The following is a 16846-nucleotide window of genomic DNA, read 5'->3' as shown; positions in this document are numbered from 1 at the left end:
ATGATGGCTGGCAGGTTATCGGGGTTTTCAGCGTGATTCGAGGCGCTTGCGGGCGTCCATGATGGCGTTGTTCAGGTATTGTCCATAGAAATCTGGCAGGCGCATGCCGATGATGGGGTCTCCAAGCTCCCGTCCATCAGCGTCATACAGGACAACAGTGGGGGTCAGGCTGGCCTTCTGTGTCCGGGCAAAGGCGCCATGGTTGCTGCGCCGACCCGCGAAGTCCGTCATTGCTGTCTGTGTGTCGATGTCTACCTGCCGGAAGATCGCGAGGTCGCGGCTTTCCCTGGCGGTCGACATGGGCACCAGGTAGCGCCTGGCCTGATCGCACCAACTGCAGTCCGCACGGCTGTACAAGATCACCATGGGCTTGCCATGCTTGCGCATGTCTGTTGCATCGGCGGCCAGGTCGCCTGCCTTGGGCAGGGTCGTGGCCGCACTCAGCGTCATGGGTACGCATGCTAGAATCACGGCCATCTTGCGCGCCATTGGTGCCAACCCTGATGCTGCGATGCCGCAAAACACTGCATTCAGCCGCATGAACTTCGATCTCCCTGCATGAGTTCCTCTACCGTGAGCACTGTCTACCCTGGGGCCAGCGCGCCCGTGCCGCCCGAGCGCATTACCATCGCCACGCGTGAAAGCCGTCTTGCGCTGTGGCAGGCCGAACATGTCAAGGCACGTCTCGAGGGATTGTATCCCGGCTGCCGGGTGGAGTTGCTTGGCATGACGACACGCGGTGACCAGATCCTTGATCGGCCGCTTGCGAAGGTGGGGGGAAAGGGCTTGTTCGTCAAGGAACTGGAAACGGCCCTGCTCGATGGGCGTGCAGACATCGCCGTGCACTCGATGAAAGATGTTCCCATGGTCATGGGTGACGAATTCACGCTGGCCTGCATCTCGGCCCGTGAGGTGCCGCTCGATGCCTTCGTGTCAAATCGCTACGACTCGCTCGCCGATATGCCGCCTGGGACGGTGGTGGGTACCTCCTCGCTACGGCGTGAGTCCCAACTGCATGCGATGTACCCGTTCCTGGGGGTCACCAGTCTCCGGGGTAATCTCGACACCCGGCTGCGCAAGCTCGACGAGGGTCAGTACGATGCCATCATCCTGGCTGCCGCAGGCCTGATCCGCCTGGGGCTGGCGGATCGCATCCGCAGTACCTTGCCGTCCGAGGTTTCGTTGCCGGCCGCGGGGCAGGGCGCGTTGGGAATCGAGTGTCTGTCGTCGCGGCGCGAGGTCATCCAGTATCTGCAGCTGCTCAACGATGCCGACACTTCGGCTTGTGTGCGTGCCGAGCGGACGGTTGCGCGGGCGCTTGCCGGTAGCTGTGAGGTACCGCTGGGCGCCTATGCCGAGATTCGCGGTGGAATGCTGTGGTTGCGTGGTTTTGTCGCGCTGCCCGACGGTAGTCGCATCATCCGGGCCGAACGCGAGGGGAACCCCTCCGCCGCCGAGGAAATCGGCCGCGCGCTTGCCGATGATCTGCTGGCCCAGGGCGCGGAAGGCATCCTGGCCGAGCTGGGCTGAGAAACCGCATCGCGATGACCGCGCGCGGGGGCCATCTCGCGAGTCGTGCTGCCACCGTCCTGAAGGACCGGTTGATTGCGGTGACGCGACCCAGGGAGCAGGCCGGGAGCCTTGTGCAGGGCATTGAGGCGCTCGGTGGGCGTGTGTTGTTGTTTCCGGTATTGGACATAGCGCCGGTTTGGGCGCCGGATCGCTTCGATGACGTGGCTGCGCGTCTCGGTACCTTTGATCTGGCCTTCTTCGTCAGCCCAAATGCCGTCAGGTATGGTCTGGACGGCCTGCTTGCGCGACGTGACTGGCCGGGCAGTCTGGCCGTTGCGACGGTTGGCAAGGGTAGCGAGCGGGCGCTGGCTGAACGAGGCTTTGCTCGGGTCGTGGCGCCGGCGAGTGGCTTTGACAGCGAGGCGGTGCTAGCTTTGCCTGAATTTGCGGCAGATGCCGTCCGTGGAAGGCACGTGCTGGTGTTACGTGGCGATGGCGGCCGCGATCTGTTGGGTGAGACGCTACGTGCCCGCGGTGCGACGGTGGAATACCTGAGCTGCTATTGTCGCAGTTGCCCGGTCATTGATCCTGGCATCATGTTGCAGCCCGCCCGCGAAGGGAGACTGGATGCCTTGGTGTTGACCAGTAGTGAAGGTGTCCGGAACCTGCGGGCCTTGGTCGGCGATGAAGGCATCCATCTATTGGCCGAGGTTCCTGTTTTTGCAAGTCATCCGCGTATTGCGGCTCAGAGCCGGGATTGTGGTTTTGGCCACGTGGTCGAGACTGAAGCCGGCGATGAGGGCATCCTGCGCGCGTTGACTCGTCACTTTGGTTAAACTCTCGGCATGAAAGAAGAAACGCCCGCCCTTACGCTTCCGTCTCCCTCTCCCGCTGCGGAGCAGGTCGAGCCCTCAAAGGATACCGCGACCGCCAGTGTTGCCGGTGCCGCGTCCCTACCGTCTGCGGATGTTCCGCGTAGTGGAGCTCTGCCCGGTTGGGCGCTGTTGCTGGCCGTGATTGCTCTGGGTGGCGCCGGTGTGGCCGGTTGGCAGGCGTGGTCCGTACGCGGCGAGGCCGATGGACTGCGTGCGGAGTTGGCCCGTCGATTGACCGATAGCGATCTGCAGGTTTCCGAGGTGAAGGCGCTGGCACGCCAGCAGCAGGATGTCATTGCCTCGCTGCAGGGCAAGCTGGCGGTGGTTGAGTCCAAGATGGAGGCTGCCGAGGGGCAAGCGGCGGCGCTGGAGTCACTGTACCAGCAGTTTTCCCGTTCACAGGATGACGGTGTGATCGCCGAAGTGGATCAGGCTGTCACGCTGGCCGCGCAGCAGTTGCAGTTGGCAGGCAACGTCGAGGGTGCTCTGGTGGCCCTTCAGTCGGCTGAAGCGCGCCTTGCGGTGCATGACCGCGGACAGCTTGCGCCGCTACGTCGGGCGCTGGCGACCGATATCGAGCATCTGCGTCGGCTCGCCGTGGTGGATGTGTCGGGTATCGCCCTGCGCCTGGAGCGCTTGCTTGACCGCGTGGATGTGCTGCCGCTGACTTTTGCGGGAGAGGTTGAGGCAGTGCAGCCCGAGGTGTCCACACCGCTTGTAACCGAGGGTGGGTCCAAGGTGCTGGATTTCGCCGCTCAACTGGCGCTGGATGTGTGGCACGACCTGCGTTCGCTGATCCGGGTCGAGCGTCTCCAGCAAGGCGCTGAGCCGGTGTTGCTGGCACCGTCGCAGAGCACCTATCTGCGCGAAAATCTGCGCATCCGTCTGCTGACTGCCAGATTGGCCTTGCTGGCAGGCGATGGGCGAAGCTATGCCGTTGACCTCGCTGAGGCGCGTACCTGGATCGAACGGTTCTTCGATTCGCGCGATGAGGGCGTGCAGCTTGCGCTGGCCGAACTGAAGGCGCTTGAGGCCATGCCGGTCAAGGTCGAGCGTCATGATCTGGCTGCCAGCCTCTCTGCCCTTCGTCTCTTTCAGTCACGAGGGGGGCGAGAGCCGCAGGTTGAGCCGCCCGAAGCCCGTCCGTCCGACGCCAGGCCCGAAGCGGGCGGTGCTCGCGGCGCAACCGTGAACCCCGGTTCCTGAGGGACGATCGATGCGTGTATTGATCTGGTTGATCGGGATTTTTGCGCTGGCAGCGGGCGTGGCCATGCTGGCGGGGCTGAACGAGGGGTATGTATTGGTGGTCATGCCGCCATGGCGTGCTCAGTTGTCGCTGAATCTGTTGATCGTCCTGCTAGTGGTGGCCTTTCTGGTGGGCTACCTGCTCGTCCGCCTGGTGCGCCGTACGCTGGCTTTGCCCGCAGTCGTGGGACAGTGGCGTGAGCGGCGGCGGCGTGAGCGTGCCGGACAGGCTTTGCGTGATGCGCTGCGAACCTTGTTTGAAGGACGTTTTGCCCAGTCGTTGAAAGCTGCGTCTACGGCATTTTCGGCGGGGGACAGTCCGGCGATGGCTGCCTTGGTCGCTGCACGTGCCGCTCATGCAATGCATGACGACACACGCTATCGCATCTGGATCGGCCGTGCCGCCGATCAGGGTGAGGAGTCAAGGGTCGCGCGCTTGATGACCGAGGCCGAGCTGGCGGTGGACCACCGGCGGTTTGCCGAGGCCGAAACCTTGCTCGAGCAGATCAAGGCTGCGGGTCATCGGCATATTGCCGTGCTGCGGCTTTCGCTGCGTGTTGCCTCTGCATTGGGGCGGTGGGATGAAGTGCTGCGTCTGACCCGGCAATTGCGCAAGCACAAGGCCTTGTCGGATGATCAGGCGCTACCGCTGCTAAGACGAGCCCATCTGGAGCGTTTTCGCGAGCGGGCCCGTGATGCGGCAGGTCTGGAGCAGTTGTGGAACGAGATTCCGTCTGCCGAACTCGATGACCGGCGCCTGGTCGAGCGTGCGTTGCCGGTGCTGGCCGAGGCGGGGCAGGGAGCGCTGGCCCGACGAAACGTCGAGCGCATGCTCGACGCCGAATGGGATGAGGCACTTGCCCGTCTGTATGCCCATTGCGGCGAAGGTGCTGGGGATGCGATGTCCTGCCTGGGGCGGGCCGAGAACTGGTTGAAACTTCATCCGCGCGATGCCGGGCTGCTTTTCTCGTTGGGGCGTCTGTGCATCGTCGCGCAACTGTGGGGCAAGGCGCAGAGCTATCTTGAAGCCTCGCTAGGATTGGCGCCCGCGGTGGATACGCACCTGGCGCTTGCCCGCTTGCTCGAGCAGCTCGATCGGAAGGATGAGGCGCAGCGGCACTATCGTGCCGCGGCAGAGCGGGTGACCGGGCAGCGCGCTGCGCTGCCACTTCATCAGGTGTAGGCGACTTCCGGCTCGTGCCCGCCGATGCGTTGGGCGCGGATCAGGGCTTCGGTGATGTTGGCGGTCACGTTGTCGTCACCCAACTGCTCGAGGAAACCCGAGCGGAACACCAGCGAACCGGGCTGAGAGTTGAGCCCGCTCAGCACCAGCGAGGCGCCACGCTTTTGCAGATTGCGATGCAGGGTCTGCAGGATATCCAGTCCGGTGGTGTCGATGTTGATGACCTTGTCCATGTCCAGGATCACGACATCCGGGTGTCCGTCCTGCATCAGCAGCAGGTTCTCCAGTTTGTTGGCGGCGCCGAAGAACAGGCTGCCGAACATCCGGTAGGCGAGGATGCGCGGGCTGCCATCGTCCCTCGTCAAGGCCTGGACGCCGTAGAAGTCCTCGAGCGGGATGCGCTCGATGCGGGTCAGGTCCGACATGCGGTAGATGAAGAACAGGCTGGCGAGCACCATGCCGAGCTCGACTGCCAGCGTCAGGTCGAAGATCACCGTGACGACGAAGGTGCCGAGGAGGACGGTGCGGTACTGTAGCGAGTAGCGCGCCAGTTCCTTCAGCGAGAAGGCATGCCATTCCCCCATGTTGATCGACACCACGACGACGATCGCCGACAGCGTCGCCAGCGGGATGCTGCTGGCCAGTGGCGCCAGCGCCAGCACGATGGCAAGCAGCACCAGGGCATGAATGATGCCCGCTACTGGGGTGCGTCCGCCGGTGCGGATGTTGGTGGCGGTGCGGGCGATGGCGCCGGTGGCGGCAAAGCCCCCGAACAGGGGGGCCGCCACGTTGGCGATCCCCTGGGCCATCAGCTCCTGGTTGGGGTCATGCCTGTCGTCGATCTGACTGTCGGCGACGCGTGCCGACAATAGGGATTCGATGGCGCCGAGCAGGGCAATGGTCAGGGCCGGTGCGATCAGCTTGCCCAGCGTGCTCAGGCTCAGTTCGGGCAGGCCGATGTTGGGCAGCTCCTGCGGAATGCCGCCGAAGCGACTGCCGATGGTGTCGACCGGTAGTGCCAGTACGGCGTTGATCGCGGTGGCGATGATCAGCACCGCAAGCGGTCCGGGCATGCGCCGCATCCATGCCACTTTGCTGGCTTGACGATTCCATAGCAACAACACAGCAAGTGAGCTGACCGCAACCGCGATGGTCGGGAGGTGCAGGCTGGGGAGCGCCTGATAGAGCGCCTCGAGCTTGGCGAAGAACTCGCCCGGCAGGTTGTCGATCTTCAGTCCGAGGAAGTCCTTGATCTGGGACATGAAGATGACGACGGCGATGCCATTGGTGAAACCGATGACCACCGACAGTGGAATGAAGCGGATCATGCTGCCGAGCCGGAATGCGCCCATGGCCAGTAGCATCACGCCGGACATCATGGTGGCGATCAGCAGGTTCTGCACGCCGTAGTCGACCACGATGGCGTAGATGATGGGGATGAAGGCGCCGGTTGGGCCCCCGATCTGGACGCGCGAGCCACCGAGCAGGGAAATCAGCAGGCCGGCGACGATGGCGGTCCAGATGCCCGCAGTCGGCGATAGTCCGCTGGCGATCGCAAAAGCCATGGCCAGCGGCAGTGCAAGTACGCCGACCGTGATGCCGGCAGAAAGGTCCTGGGTGAAGGACGCACGTCCATAGTCGGGCAGTGTGTCCAGAAGTTTGGGGCGAAAGCTGATCTTCACGTCGTCTCCGTATGCCTTTATGTGGGTGAGTTGCGTGCCACAGGGGTTACGGAGATCGACGCCCTCGGCCGGCGCGCGTGAGTGCGATCCAGCGTTTTGAGGGCGTCAGCGGCATGATCTTACTTGACCCGCATGCCCGGGGTGGCGCCATCGTCTGGCGCCAGGATATACAGCCCGGCGGTCGTGCCGTCCGGGTCAGAGGCGGCCAGTACCATGCCTTCGCTCATGCCAAATTTCATCTTGCGAGGAGCCAGGTTCGCAACCATGACGGTCAGCCGGCCGACCAGCGTGACGGGATCGTAAGCTGACTTGATGCCGGCAAAGACCTGCCGGGGTTTCGGGTTGCCCGCCTCGTCGCATTCGCCGATATCGAGTTGTAGCCGGATCAGTTTGTCTGCGCCTTCCACATGCTGGGCATCGACGATGCGCGCGATGCGCAGGTCGATCTTGGTGAAGTCGTCGATCGAGATGTGGGGTGACGTCGTCTCTGCTGCCTGTACTGTGTGTTGTTGCTTCTCGGCATGGCGCTGCGGCGAGGCCGCGACGGCCTTCGCTTGCGGCTGGGCCGTGCTTGGTGCGAGGGATTCGCGGTTGGCTTCGAGCAGGGCATCGATCTGCTTGCGCTCGATTCGGGTCATCAGGTGACTGTAGGCCTCCACCTTGTGGCCGGCAGGCAGGGGCGCCCAATCACCCTGCCATTGCAGGGCGGGAACGCCCAGGAAACGTTCGACCTGGCTGGCCAGTGACGGCAGCACTGGCTTCAGGTAGCGGGTCAGGTCGCGGAACATGGTCAGTGCCGTGCTGCAGACCTGATGCAGCCGGGCGTCCTGCCCTTCCTGCTTGGCCAGCTCCCAGGGCTTGTGGTCGTTGACGAACTGGTTGGCGACATCGGCAAGGCGCATGATTTCGCGCAGCGCACGACTGTAGTCACGCTCTTCATAGGCGCTGGAGAGACTGTCGGCCGCCCAGGCAGCGGCAAACTCGCTGCAGGCCGTGACATCGGTTTCGCCCAGCTGGCCGTCGAAACGCTTGGTGATGAAGCCGGCACAGCGGCTGGCGATATTGACGAACTTGCCAACCAGGTCGGAGTTGACCTTGGCGATCATGTCGTCGAGATTGAGGTCGACGTCTTCCATGGTGCCGTTCGACTTGCCGGCAAAATAGTAGCGCAGCCACTCGGGGTTGAGCTTCTGCTCCACGTAGGATCGCGCGGTGATGAAGGTGCCGCGGCTCTTCGACATCTTTGCGCCATCGACGGTAAGGAAACCGTTTACGCACAGCTGGCTAGGGGTGCGGTAGCCGGCAAACTTGAGCATTGCCGGCCAGAACAGCGCGTGGAAGTAAAGGATGTCCTTGCCGATGAAGTGCACCATCTCGGTGCCGGCGGCCTCACTGCGGACGGCGTCGGTGTAGTCCTCGACCGCGATATCGCCGCGCTTGTCCGCCAGATTGCGGAAGCTTGCCAGGTAGCCGATCGGGGCGTCCAGCCACACATAGAAGTACTTGCCGGGTGCTCCTGGAATTTCGAAGCCGAAGTAGGGTGCGTCCCGCGAGATGTCCCAGTCGGATAGTTTGTTTTCGCCTTCTTCGCCCAGCCATTCCTTCATCTTGTTGGCAGCTTCGGTCTGCAGGCGCCGGCTGCCGGCTGCATTGGTGCCGCGTGTCCATTCGCGCAGGAAGGCCACTGCACGGTCGTCGGAGAGGCGGAAGAAATAGTGCTCCGAGGTCTTCAGTACCGGTTTGGCGCCGGAGACTGCCGAGTAGGGGTTCTTCAGCTCGGTAGGGGCGTAGGCAGCGCCACAGGCCTCGCAGTTGTCACCATATTGATCCGCTGCGCCGCACTTGGGGCATTCGCCCTTGATGAAACGATCGGGCAGGAACATTTCCTTGACCGGGTCGTAGTATTGCTCGATCGAGCGGGTGTCGATCAGCCCACCGCGACTGAGCTTGCCGTAGATGTCTCCGGCGTAATCGCGGTTTTCGGGGCTATGGGTCGAGTGGTAGTTGTCGAAAGCAACCCCGAAGTCGGTGAAGTCACGCAGATGTTCGCCATGCACCCGGTTGATCAATTGTTCGGGCGTGAGACCTTCCTTCTCCGCACGCAACATGATCGGCGTGCCGTGGGTGTCGTCGGCACAGACGTAGTGGACCGTGTTACCCCGCATGCGCTGGAAGCGCACCCAGATATCGCCCTGAATGTAGCCGACAAGGTGGCCTAAATGAATGTCGCCGTTGGCATAGGGCAGTGCATTGGTGACGAGAATCTTGCGGGGCATGATGGGCTTTGCGTGAATCGAAAGCCTAGAGTTTAACAAAGCCCGGGGCCTCTCCCGCAGTTCGATGTCGGGCGCACCTAGGCGTGAAACCCCGGTGCGTCCGACACAGCCGCTGACGGCAGCGCGTCAGACTGGATCAGCGATCCAGGGTAAGGACGATTTCCACCCTGCGATTGCGTGCGCGGCCCGCTTCACGGCCGTTGTCTGCAATGGGTTCGGCCTCGCCCTTGCCATCCGCGCTCAGGCGGGCGAGCACGATTCCACGGCTGCGCAGATGCTCCATGACCGCCTCACCACGTTTGATGGATAACTGCAGGTTATACATCTCGCTGCCGACGCTGTCGGTGTGACCGACGATGTGGATCAGCACCTTCGGGTGGTCGTTGAGTGGTGCGACCAGACTATCCAGTACTTGCACGAGTGTTGGTTTGAGCGCGGCGCTACCGGACGCGAAGCCGTCGGAAACCGGTATGCGCAGATGAAGGCCGTTACCTGCTGTCGTCGTGACTTCCGCACCCGGGATCTCCGCTAGTGCCCCGGACAGTGCCTGCTGCAAAGGCGCCCAGTCGTACGCGGGTGTAGCGCCAACAGTGGTGGCAGGGGGTTCGGCACTCGGTTCGACGTGTCTGCCTTGGGTGGCACAGCCCGAAAGCAGCAGTGCGCTCAGGGCGAGGGAGTACAGCACGGAGGGGGATGTGGTAAGACGGGACAGTCGCATCGGGAGGGTCCGGTAAGTGATTAGGCGAAAAGCATATTATCCGGCATTTTCAGCGAATAGAAACCCCTGTGCGGGCGAGGGTGAGTGATTGTGCATCGTCCGGTATGATCCGTGTCGTGCCGCCAGACCGCGGAAGAACCGATCTCGAAGGAACCCGATATGAGCATTACCCAGGAAGTCATTACCGATGCGCTGAAGTCCGTCATTGATCCGAACACCGGTAAGGATCTTGTTTCCGCGCGCTGCATCCGTAACGTCGTGATCAACGGTTCGGATGTCGGCTTCGAAATCGAATTGGGCTATCCGGCCAGGAGTCAGCATGATCTGATCCGGGATCTGGCCTGTCAGGCGCTGGCCGCTGTGCCAGGCGTTGGCGCGTTGAAGGTCGAGGTTCGCAGCAAGGTGGTTGCGCATGCGGTGCAGCATGGCGTGAAGCTGTTGCCTGGGGTGAAGAACATCATTGCCGTTGCCTCGGGCAAGGGTGGGGTCGGCAAGAGCACGACGGCCGTGAACCTGGCTTTGGCGCTGGCTGCCGAAGGGGCTCGTGTCGGCATGCTCGACGCGGACATCTACGGCCCTTCGCAGCCTCAGATGCTGGGCATCGGCGACCGCCGGCCCGAGTCGCTCGACGGCAAGACCATGGAGCCGCTGGAGGCTTATGGTCTGCAGGCGATGTCGATCGGCTTTCTGGTCGATATCGATACGCCGATGGTGTGGCGTGGCCCGATGGCGACACAGGCCCTGACCCAGATGCTGAAGGAAACGCACTGGAAGGATCTGGACTACCTCGTCATCGACATGCCGCCGGGTACGGGCGATATCCAGTTGACGCTGTCGCAAAGCGTGCCGGTGACGGGGGCGGTGATCGTCACCACACCGCAGGACATTGCCTTGCTGGACGCACGCAAGGGGCTGAAGATGTTCGAGAAGGTCGGAGTGCCCATCCTGGGGGTGGTGGAGAACATGAGCATCCACATCTGTTCGAAGTGCGGTCACGAAGAGCACATCTTTGGCCAGGGTGGCGGTGAGACGATGTGTTCGGACTACAGCATTCCTTTCCTTGGGGCCCTGCCGCTGGACCTGCAGATCCGTCAGGAGGCCGATCGTGGTGCGCCGACCGTGGTGTCGGATCCCGACGGCCGGATCGCGCAGACCTATAAGTCGATTGCGCGCAAGGTGGCCGTCAGCATCGCTGAGAAGTCCAAGGACATGACGCATAAGTTTCCCAATATCGTGATCCAGAATACCTGATCGATCGGGGCAGGCGCGGCTGACTTTCACTCACGCCGTGCTTGCCCTAAACTACGCGGATTTTTCGCGGCCGGAGTTCCCGGCCCACCGCACAGGAAGCGCTACTCATGTCCATCAAGTCCGACAAGTGGATCCGTCGCATGGCCGAAGATCACGGCATGATCGAGCCGTTCGCGCCGGAGTTGGTGCGGACCAACGACAGTGGGCGTATCGTCTCTTACGGAACATCGAGTTACGGTTACGATGTCCGTTGTGCGAACGAGTTCAAGATCTTCACCAATATCAACTCCACAATTGTTGATCCCAAGGATTTCGATGCGCGCAATTTTGTGGATTTCACTGGTGATGTCTGCATCATTCCGCCCAACTCTTTTGCGCTCGCCCGCACGGTGGAGTATTTCCGCATTCCGCGTAGCGTATTGACGGTGTGTTTGGGAAAAAGTACTTATGCGCGGTGCGGCATCATTGTCAATGTGACGCCGCTGGAACCCGAATGGGAAGGGCATGTGACGCTGGAGTTTTCCAACACGACACCCTTGCCGGCCAAGATCTACGCCAATGAAGGGGTTGCGCAGATGTTGTTTTTCGAGTCCGACGAGGTCTGTGAGACGTCTTACAAGGATCGTGGCGGCAAATATCTTGGCCAGACTGGCGTTACGCTGCCGAAGATCTGAGGCGGGCGTCCGGTTTTCTTGAAGTACGGGGCCGCAGGACGGCCCTTTCGTCTTTTTCGATCTATACCGGTAACGATCGGGCAACGATCCCCGCGTAAGATTCCTTTTTTGCCCTTGCGTCGCGTTGGAGACCTGAAGGATGCGCTTCCATTTTCCCATCATCATCATCGACGAGGATTTCCGCTCGGAGAACACCTCGGGGCTGGGTATCAGGGCGCTGGCAAAAGCCATCGAGGAAGAGGGTATCGAGGTGCTGGGGGTGACCAGCTATGGCGACCTGACCTCGTTCGCGCAGCAACAGAGCCGCGGCTCTGCCTTCATCCTGTCGATCGATGATGAGGAGTTCTCGTCGCCCGAAGCGGCGGCGAAGGCGATTGCCGATTTGCGCGCCTTTGTCGAGGAGATTCGTTTCCGCAATGCCGATATTCCGATCTTCCTGCATGGTGAGACGCGCACGACCCGGCACATCCCCAACGATGTACTGCGAGAGATGCACGGTTTCATCCATATGTTCGAGGATACGCCGGAGTTCATTGCCCGCTATGTGGTGCGCGAGGCAAAGAACTATCTCGAGTCATTGTCGCCGCCATTCTTCAGGGCCTTGGTGCACTATGCTGCAGACAGTTCGTATTCGTGGCATTGTCCCGGACATTCCGGTGGTGTCGCCTTCCTGAAAAGCCCGGTCGGGCAGATGTTCCACCAATTTTTCGGTGAGAACATGCTGCGTGCCGATGTGTGCAACGCGGTGGACGAGCTTGGGCAGCTGCTCGACCACACGGGGCCAGTGGCGGCCTCGGAGCGTAACGCGGCCCGTATCTTCAATTGCGATCACCTGTATTTCGTCACCAACGGTACGTCGACGTCCAACAAGATGGTGTGGCATACCACGGTCGCGCCAGGCGACATCGTCGTGGTCGATCGTAACTGCCATAAGTCCATCCTGCATTCGATCATCATGACCGGTGCGGTACCGGTGTTTCTGACGCCGACGCGCAATCATTACGGCATCATTGGTCCGATTCCGCTGGAGGAGTTCTCGATGGAGACCATTCAGCGCAAGATCGAAGCTAACCCGTTCGCACGTGAAGCCAAGAACAAGAAGCCCCGCATCCTGACCATTACCCAGTCGACCTACGATGGGGTGGTGTACAACGTCGAGACCATCAAGGAGATGCTCGATGGTGAGATCGACACCCTGCATTTTGATGAGGCCTGGTTGCCACATGCGGCATTCCATGATTTCTACGGCGACTATCACGCCATCGGCGAAGGGCGGCCGCGTTGCCAGGAGTCGATGGTGTTTTCGACCCAGTCGACGCACAAGTTGCTTGCTGGCTTGAGTCAGGCGTCTCAGATCCTGGTGCAGGATTCGGAGACGCGCAAACTGGATCGGGATATCTTCAATGAGGCCTACCTGATGCACACGTCCACGTCTCCGCAGTACGCGATCATCGCGTCGTGCGACGTGGCTGCGGCGATGATGGAGGCGCCGGGCGGTCCCGCACTTGTTAACGAATCGCTCTCCGAAGCCGTCGAGTTTCGTCGTGCGATGCGCAAGGTGGATGCCGAGTTCGGGGATGCTGATTGGTGGTTCAAGGTGTGGGGGCCGGAGTACCTGGCGGAGGAAGGGCTGGGCGAACGTGAGGACTGGATGCTGAAGGCGGGTGAGCGCTGGCATGGATTCGGCGATCTGGCACCTGGTTTCAATATGCTCGATCCGATCAAGGCCACCATCATCACGCCGGGGCTGGATGTGGATGGCGATTTTGCCGACCATAACGGTATCCCGGCTGCGATCGTGACCAAGTATCTGGCCGAGCACGGCATCATCGTCGAGAAAACCGGCCTGTACTCGTTCTTCATCATGTTTACCATCGGTATTACCAAGGGCCGTTGGAACACCATGGTGACTGAGCTTCAGCAGTTCAAGGATGACTACGACCGCAACCAGCCGTTGTGGCGGGTGATGCCCGAGTTTGCTGCGCGCTTTCCGCGCTACGAACGGGTTGGTCTGAAGGATCTTTGCAACCAGATCCATTCGTTCTACAAGGCGCACGATATTGCACGCCTCACGACCGAGATGTACCTGTCGGACATGGTGCCTGCCATGAAACCGGCGGACGCCTTCGCAAAGATGGCTCACCGAGAGATCGAGCGGGTTTCGATCGACGAGCTTGAGGGGCGCGTGACGGCAATGTTGGTGACGCCTTACCCCCCAGGTATCCCGCTATTGATCCCTGGTGAGCGTTTCAATGCCACGATCGTCCGCTATCTGCGGTTTGCGCGTGACTTCAACGCAGCCTTCCCCGGGTTCGAGACCGACATTCATGGTCTGGTGAAAGGTGAGGATGGGCGCTACTGCGTTGATTGTGTGCGTGCAGAGTAACGGGATGTAATTGGTTGGGTATGGATGATAACGGGGGCGATGTCCCCCGTTGTCATTTCTGGAGGTGTGGTTTCAACGACGGCGCTGGTACTCGACGAAGTCGAAGTCGTGGTCGTTGTCCGCGTCGGCAGCATGATGTTCGCGGGATACTTCGACGAAGTGCTCCGGAGAGAACTCGGGGAAGTACGCATCTCCGGAAACGTCCGCCGCGACCTCGGTGAGCATCAGACGGTCGGCGTGCGTCAAGAGCAGGCGGTAGATCTCCGCCCCCCCGATCACGAAGATGCGATCCTGCGTTTGCATGGCAGAGAGTGCCGCTTCTTCACTGGTGAATGTCTCGGCACCTGTGGGCGAGTAATTCGTGTCACGGGTCAGAACCAGGTTTTGGCGCCCGGGAAGGGGGCGGCCGAGTGACTCCCAGGTCTTGCGCCCCATCAAGACCGGATGTCCCAGCGTGACTCGCTTGAAATGGGCAAGGTCAGACTTCAGTCTCCACGGAAGGGCATTGTCGATGCCGATGACGAGGTTACGCGCAAGGGCGGCGATCAGGACGATCTCGGGCTTCTTGCTCATATGGCGACTGGTGCCTTGATATGGGGGTGAGGGTCGTAGCCGCTCAGCGTGAAGTCTTCAAAGCGGAAAGCAAATAGATCGTTGACTGCAGGATTCAATGTCATGGTTGGCAATGGACGGGGGGGGCGAGACAGTTGCTCGCGTGCCTGGTCCAGGTGGTTCAGGTAGAGGTGGCAGTCGCCGCCGGTCCAGATGAATTCACCGGGCTCATAGCCGCACACTTGCGCAACCATCAATGTCAGCAATGCATACGATGCAATGTTGAAGGGAACGCCAAGAAAGATGTCCGCACTGCGTTGGTAAAGTTGGCAGGACAGCTTGTTGTTTGCAACGTAAAACTGGAATAGCGCATGGCAAGGCGGAAGCGCCATCGCGCCAACCTCTCCCGGGTTCCAGGCGGATACCAGGTGGCGACGGGAGTCGGGGTTGCGCTTCAGCCCATCAAGCAGCTGAGAGATCTGGTCGATGGTCTGACCATCCTTCGCTTCCCATCGGCGCCACTGTTTGCCGTATACAGGCCCCAGGTCGCCATTTTCGTCTGCCCACTCGTCCCAGATCGATACGCCGTTCTCTTTGAGGTAACGGATGTTCGTGTCGCCCTGCAAGAACCATAGCAGCTCATGAATGATCGACCGGGTATGCAGCTTCTTCGTCGTCAGCAACGGAAAGCCATCCTGCAGTCGAAAGCGCATCTGCCAGCCGAACACCGACAGCGTACCGGTTCCCGTTCGGTCTGTCTTTGGGTCGCCATGTTCAAGGACGTGGCGCATCAGATCGAGGTATTGGTTCATGGCGGTTTCCGGGTAAAGTTCGAAATTCTAACGCTTGCCTTGGTCGTCAGCGTATTCTGTGCGCCTGTCATGCACAATCACTCGTGCAAGCAATTTCTGGCAAAGTGCTGTCCTGATCGGTGAGCCTGCGGTTGATTGAATCGGAGAGGGTAGTGAAGCGCAAGGGAGATGTTTTCGACTTTACGTCAGCGCATGGTGCGGCCGGTGGGCAGGATGCGCTGGTGCGTATTGACACGGCTGCCCGCTTGTTGACTGTTCAGCTGAGTGCTGACTCACGGCTTGGTGCAGAGACTCCCAAGCAGTTGGCTGCACTGGATGTCTTGCTTGCAGAGATTCACGCCTCGATGCCGGGCGCCTTGGGTGGCGTAAGTAGTGAGCCTGATCGTGCGGCGTGGCTGGAACTAGTCCTGGATCGGCTGCGAAATACGATTCCGTTGCTGGAACATGCTCTCGAAGATGCACACTCCGCCGCGTTGGCTGAAGGTCTGGCTAAACTTGCTTGTGAATGTGTGCGTTGGGAGCTCGTGGCCAAGCGGGTACCGGATGTTGATGTCTGGAGGGTGCTAGGTCACGGTTTCGCGACCGGGGGCGATTCGTCTCTTGCCCGGATTGATGAGCGTTATGGGGGCGTGGCGAAAGAGTATCTGCGTGCGATTGCCTACCATTCTGCCGGTGTGGATCTGTTGACGATAGAGCAGGCGGCTGCGGTTTGTCGTCTGGTTGATTTGCTGCTTCCGAGATTGACGCTGAATCGAGGGGCTGGTGCTTTTATCCTTTATGTCGTTGATCCACCTCAGTCGCCCGTGCCGGTGAGGTTGTCACGTGCATCAGGCATGACCTCCGGTTGGGGTTTCTCCCCGGGGGGCGCGATCGAAGTGCTAGCGGAGACGCACGGCCAGTTGCTGCGGGGAGATGTGCCGAGCGGGCTGACTGGATGGGAGCCCGGGACGCTACGCGATGCTGCTGCGCATTTGCGACGGCTGTGGTCGCATCGTCCTCCTGTGCGGAGATTCCGTCGTCACGGAGCAGATGGCAAGCTTCTCGTGGTCAAGGGGTACGGTGACATCAAGGCGCTTTTTCAGGCGAAGTCAGGTCTTGAGTTCCGGGGATGGAGAATTGCCGATCTGAGTCGAGGAGGCGTCGGTGCGCTGTTGATGCCCAAGGATGGTGGGCCCGTCCCTGATCATGGTGCGCTGCTGGCGTTCCGTCCGCATGATGGAGTGAACTGGCATCTTGGATTGGTTCGCCGAGTCAGGCTGGCCAAGGAGTGTGCTGAGGTGGGTATCGAGACCTTGTCCATTCGCCCGGAACTGGTCAGGGTTGACGACGGACGTGTCCCGTCTGAAATGTTGTTCTGCGACCCGGTCCTGAAGGGAGAGGCTGTCAGGGTTGTGGCGGGTGTGGGGGCATTTCGGGAGGGGGCGTCGTTGTTCGTCAACGTGGAAGGGCGTCTGAGCAAGCTGAAGCCTCTGGGTGGCATGTTGCAGGGTGAGGACTATGAGTTGCGTGTGTTTCAGGTGGTGTAAGTAGGATTTCTGGTTTTTTTGATTTTCTACTTGCAAGATTCTCTGGGGTGTCTATAATGCGCACCTCTTCACCGCTGCAGTGCAACGCAGCGATGCAGGAAGCGGCAGGATGTCAGGAGTTGCCGGGTGTTCTCGGTGGTTTGTGACGGTTTTG

At 60.9% G+C, this 16846-nt stretch carries 14 protein-coding genes; 8 read left to right on the top strand and 6 right to left on the bottom strand.

The features are described from left to right. Window positions 1–27: 27 nt before the first annotated feature. Complete coding sequence (locus DNK49_RS19690) at window positions 28–450, bottom strand: thioredoxin fold domain-containing protein (protein WP_133255134.1); 423 nt, start codon at window positions 448–450, stop codon at window positions 28–30. Window positions 451–558: 108 nt separating this feature from the next. Here DNK49_RS19690 and hemC point away from each other — a divergent pair, with 108 nt between their 5' ends. From hemC to DNK49_RS19670, 4 genes are read left to right on the top strand one after another with little or no spacing between them, the layout of a single operon-like run. Next, on the top strand, window positions 559–1530 hold the full coding sequence (gene hemC, locus DNK49_RS19685) for a hydroxymethylbilane synthase (RefSeq protein WP_110528756.1): 972 nt from the start codon (window positions 559–561) through the stop codon (window positions 1528–1530). 14 nt (window positions 1531–1544) lie between these two features. Beyond that, window positions 1545–2348, top strand: coding sequence for a uroporphyrinogen-III synthase (locus DNK49_RS19680; RefSeq protein WP_110528753.1), 804 nt, complete (start codon window positions 1545–1547; stop codon window positions 2346–2348). 9 nt (window positions 2349–2357) lie between these two features. Next, window positions 2358–3593: a uroporphyrinogen-III C-methyltransferase gene (locus DNK49_RS19675; protein WP_110528750.1), complete on the top strand. Its 1236-nt coding sequence runs from the start codon at window positions 2358–2360 to the stop codon at window positions 3591–3593. A gap of 10 nt (window positions 3594–3603) precedes the next feature. Further along, window positions 3604–4815, top strand: a complete 1212-nt coding sequence (locus DNK49_RS19670) for a heme biosynthesis HemY N-terminal domain-containing protein (RefSeq protein WP_110528747.1) — start codon at window positions 3604–3606, stop codon at window positions 4813–4815. On the opposite strand, the gene DNK49_RS19665 is transcribed toward DNK49_RS19670, so the two are convergent. The 3 genes from DNK49_RS19665 to DNK49_RS19655 all read right to left on the bottom strand — a co-directional run bounded on the left by DNK49_RS19665 (window position 4806) and on the right by DNK49_RS19655 (window position 9491). Next, complete coding sequence (locus tag DNK49_RS19665; RefSeq protein ID WP_110528743.1) at window positions 4806–6497, bottom strand: SulP family inorganic anion transporter; 1692 nt, start codon at window positions 6495–6497, stop codon at window positions 4806–4808. The two genes, DNK49_RS19670 and DNK49_RS19665, sit on opposite strands and share 10 nt — an antisense overlap. A 119-nt stretch (window positions 6498–6616) precedes the next feature. Further along, on the bottom strand, window positions 6617–8773 hold the full coding sequence (gene metG, locus DNK49_RS19660; RefSeq protein ID WP_110528740.1) for a methionine--tRNA ligase: 2157 nt from the start codon (window positions 8771–8773) through the stop codon (window positions 6617–6619). 136 nt (window positions 8774–8909) lie between these two features. Continuing rightward, window positions 8910–9491 (bottom strand): OmpA family protein, encoded by a 582-nt coding sequence (locus tag DNK49_RS19655; protein ID WP_110528737.1) that lies wholly within the window; start codon window positions 9489–9491, stop codon window positions 8910–8912. A 159-nt stretch (window positions 9492–9650) separates the two neighbouring features. On the opposite strand from DNK49_RS19655, the gene apbC reads away from it, so the two are divergent. The 3 genes from apbC (at window position 9651) to DNK49_RS19640 (ending at window position 13802) form a co-directional block, all read left to right on the top strand. Next, window positions 9651–10742, top strand: coding sequence for an iron-sulfur cluster carrier protein ApbC (apbC, locus tag DNK49_RS19650; RefSeq protein WP_110528733.1), 1092 nt, complete (start codon window positions 9651–9653; stop codon window positions 10740–10742). 107 nt (window positions 10743–10849) lie between these two features. Beyond that, window positions 10850–11416, top strand: a complete 567-nt coding sequence (dcd, locus tag DNK49_RS19645) for a dCTP deaminase (protein ID WP_110528730.1) — start codon at window positions 10850–10852, stop codon at window positions 11414–11416. Window positions 11417–11555: 139 nt separating this feature from the next. Continuing rightward, window positions 11556–13802, top strand: coding sequence for an arginine/lysine/ornithine decarboxylase (locus DNK49_RS19640; RefSeq protein WP_110528727.1), 2247 nt, complete (start codon window positions 11556–11558; stop codon window positions 13800–13802). A gap of 72 nt (window positions 13803–13874) precedes the next feature. Here DNK49_RS19640 and DNK49_RS19635 read toward each other — a convergent pair whose 3' ends face one another. Together DNK49_RS19635 and DNK49_RS19630 are read right to left on the bottom strand one after the other, a co-directional pair. Next, the gene (locus DNK49_RS19635; protein ID WP_110528725.1) at window positions 13875–14375 is read right to left on the bottom strand and encodes a dihydrofolate reductase; all 501 of its coding nucleotides are present in this window, start codon (window positions 14373–14375) and stop codon (window positions 13875–13877) included. Continuing rightward, a complete protein-coding gene (locus DNK49_RS19630) occupies window positions 14372–15166 on the bottom strand; it encodes a thymidylate synthase (protein WP_110528722.1) in 795 nt (264 codons plus the stop codon). Before DNK49_RS19630 ends, DNK49_RS19635 begins: the two co-directional genes overlap by 4 nt. A 131-nt stretch (window positions 15167–15297) precedes the next feature. Between DNK49_RS19630 and DNK49_RS19625 the strand changes: the two genes are divergently transcribed. Next, a complete protein-coding gene (locus DNK49_RS19625; protein ID WP_133255133.1) occupies window positions 15298–16692 on the top strand; it encodes a hypothetical protein in 1395 nt (464 codons plus the stop codon). Window positions 16693–16846 lie beyond the last annotated feature (154 nt).

Origin of the sequence: Parazoarcus communis SWub3 = DSM 12120, from assembly GCF_003226565.1 — a bacterium.
GTDB classification, from domain to species: domain Bacteria; phylum Pseudomonadota; class Gammaproteobacteria; order Burkholderiales; family Rhodocyclaceae; genus Parazoarcus; species Parazoarcus communis.
Note: the sequence above shows the minus strand (reverse complement) of the source record. Positions and strands in the feature narration are given on the sequence as shown.

Coding starts and splice junctions, on each gene's coding strand:
- DNK49_RS19690 (WP_133255134.1), bottom strand. CDS start 450: ATGACGCTGAGTGCGGCCACGACCCTGCCCAAGGCAGGCGACCTGGCC.
- hemC (WP_110528756.1), top strand. CDS start 559: ATGAGTTCCTCTACCGTGAGCACTGTCTACCCTGGGGCCAGCGCGCCC.
- DNK49_RS19680 (WP_110528753.1), top strand. CDS start 1,545: ATGACCGCGCGCGGGGGCCATCTCGCGAGTCGTGCTGCCACCGTCCTG.
- DNK49_RS19675 (WP_110528750.1), top strand. CDS start 2,358: ATGAAAGAAGAAACGCCCGCCCTTACGCTTCCGTCTCCCTCTCCCGCT.
- DNK49_RS19670 (WP_110528747.1), top strand. CDS start 3,604: ATGCGTGTATTGATCTGGTTGATCGGGATTTTTGCGCTGGCAGCGGGC.
- metG (WP_110528740.1), bottom strand. CDS start 8,773: ATGCCCCGCAAGATTCTCGTCACCAATGCACTGCCCTATGCCAACGGC.
- DNK49_RS19655 (WP_110528737.1), bottom strand. CDS start 9,491: ATGCGACTGTCCCGTCTTACCACATCCCCCTCCGTGCTGTACTCCCTC.
- apbC (WP_110528733.1), top strand. CDS start 9,651: ATGAGCATTACCCAGGAAGTCATTACCGATGCGCTGAAGTCCGTCATT.
- dcd (WP_110528730.1), top strand. CDS start 10,850: ATGTCCATCAAGTCCGACAAGTGGATCCGTCGCATGGCCGAAGATCAC.
- DNK49_RS19640 (WP_110528727.1), top strand. CDS start 11,556: ATGCGCTTCCATTTTCCCATCATCATCATCGACGAGGATTTCCGCTCG.
- DNK49_RS19635 (WP_110528725.1), bottom strand. CDS start 14,375: ATGAGCAAGAAGCCCGAGATCGTCCTGATCGCCGCCCTTGCGCGTAAC.
- DNK49_RS19630 (WP_110528722.1), bottom strand. CDS start 15,166: ATGAACCAATACCTCGATCTGATGCGCCACGTCCTTGAACATGGCGAC.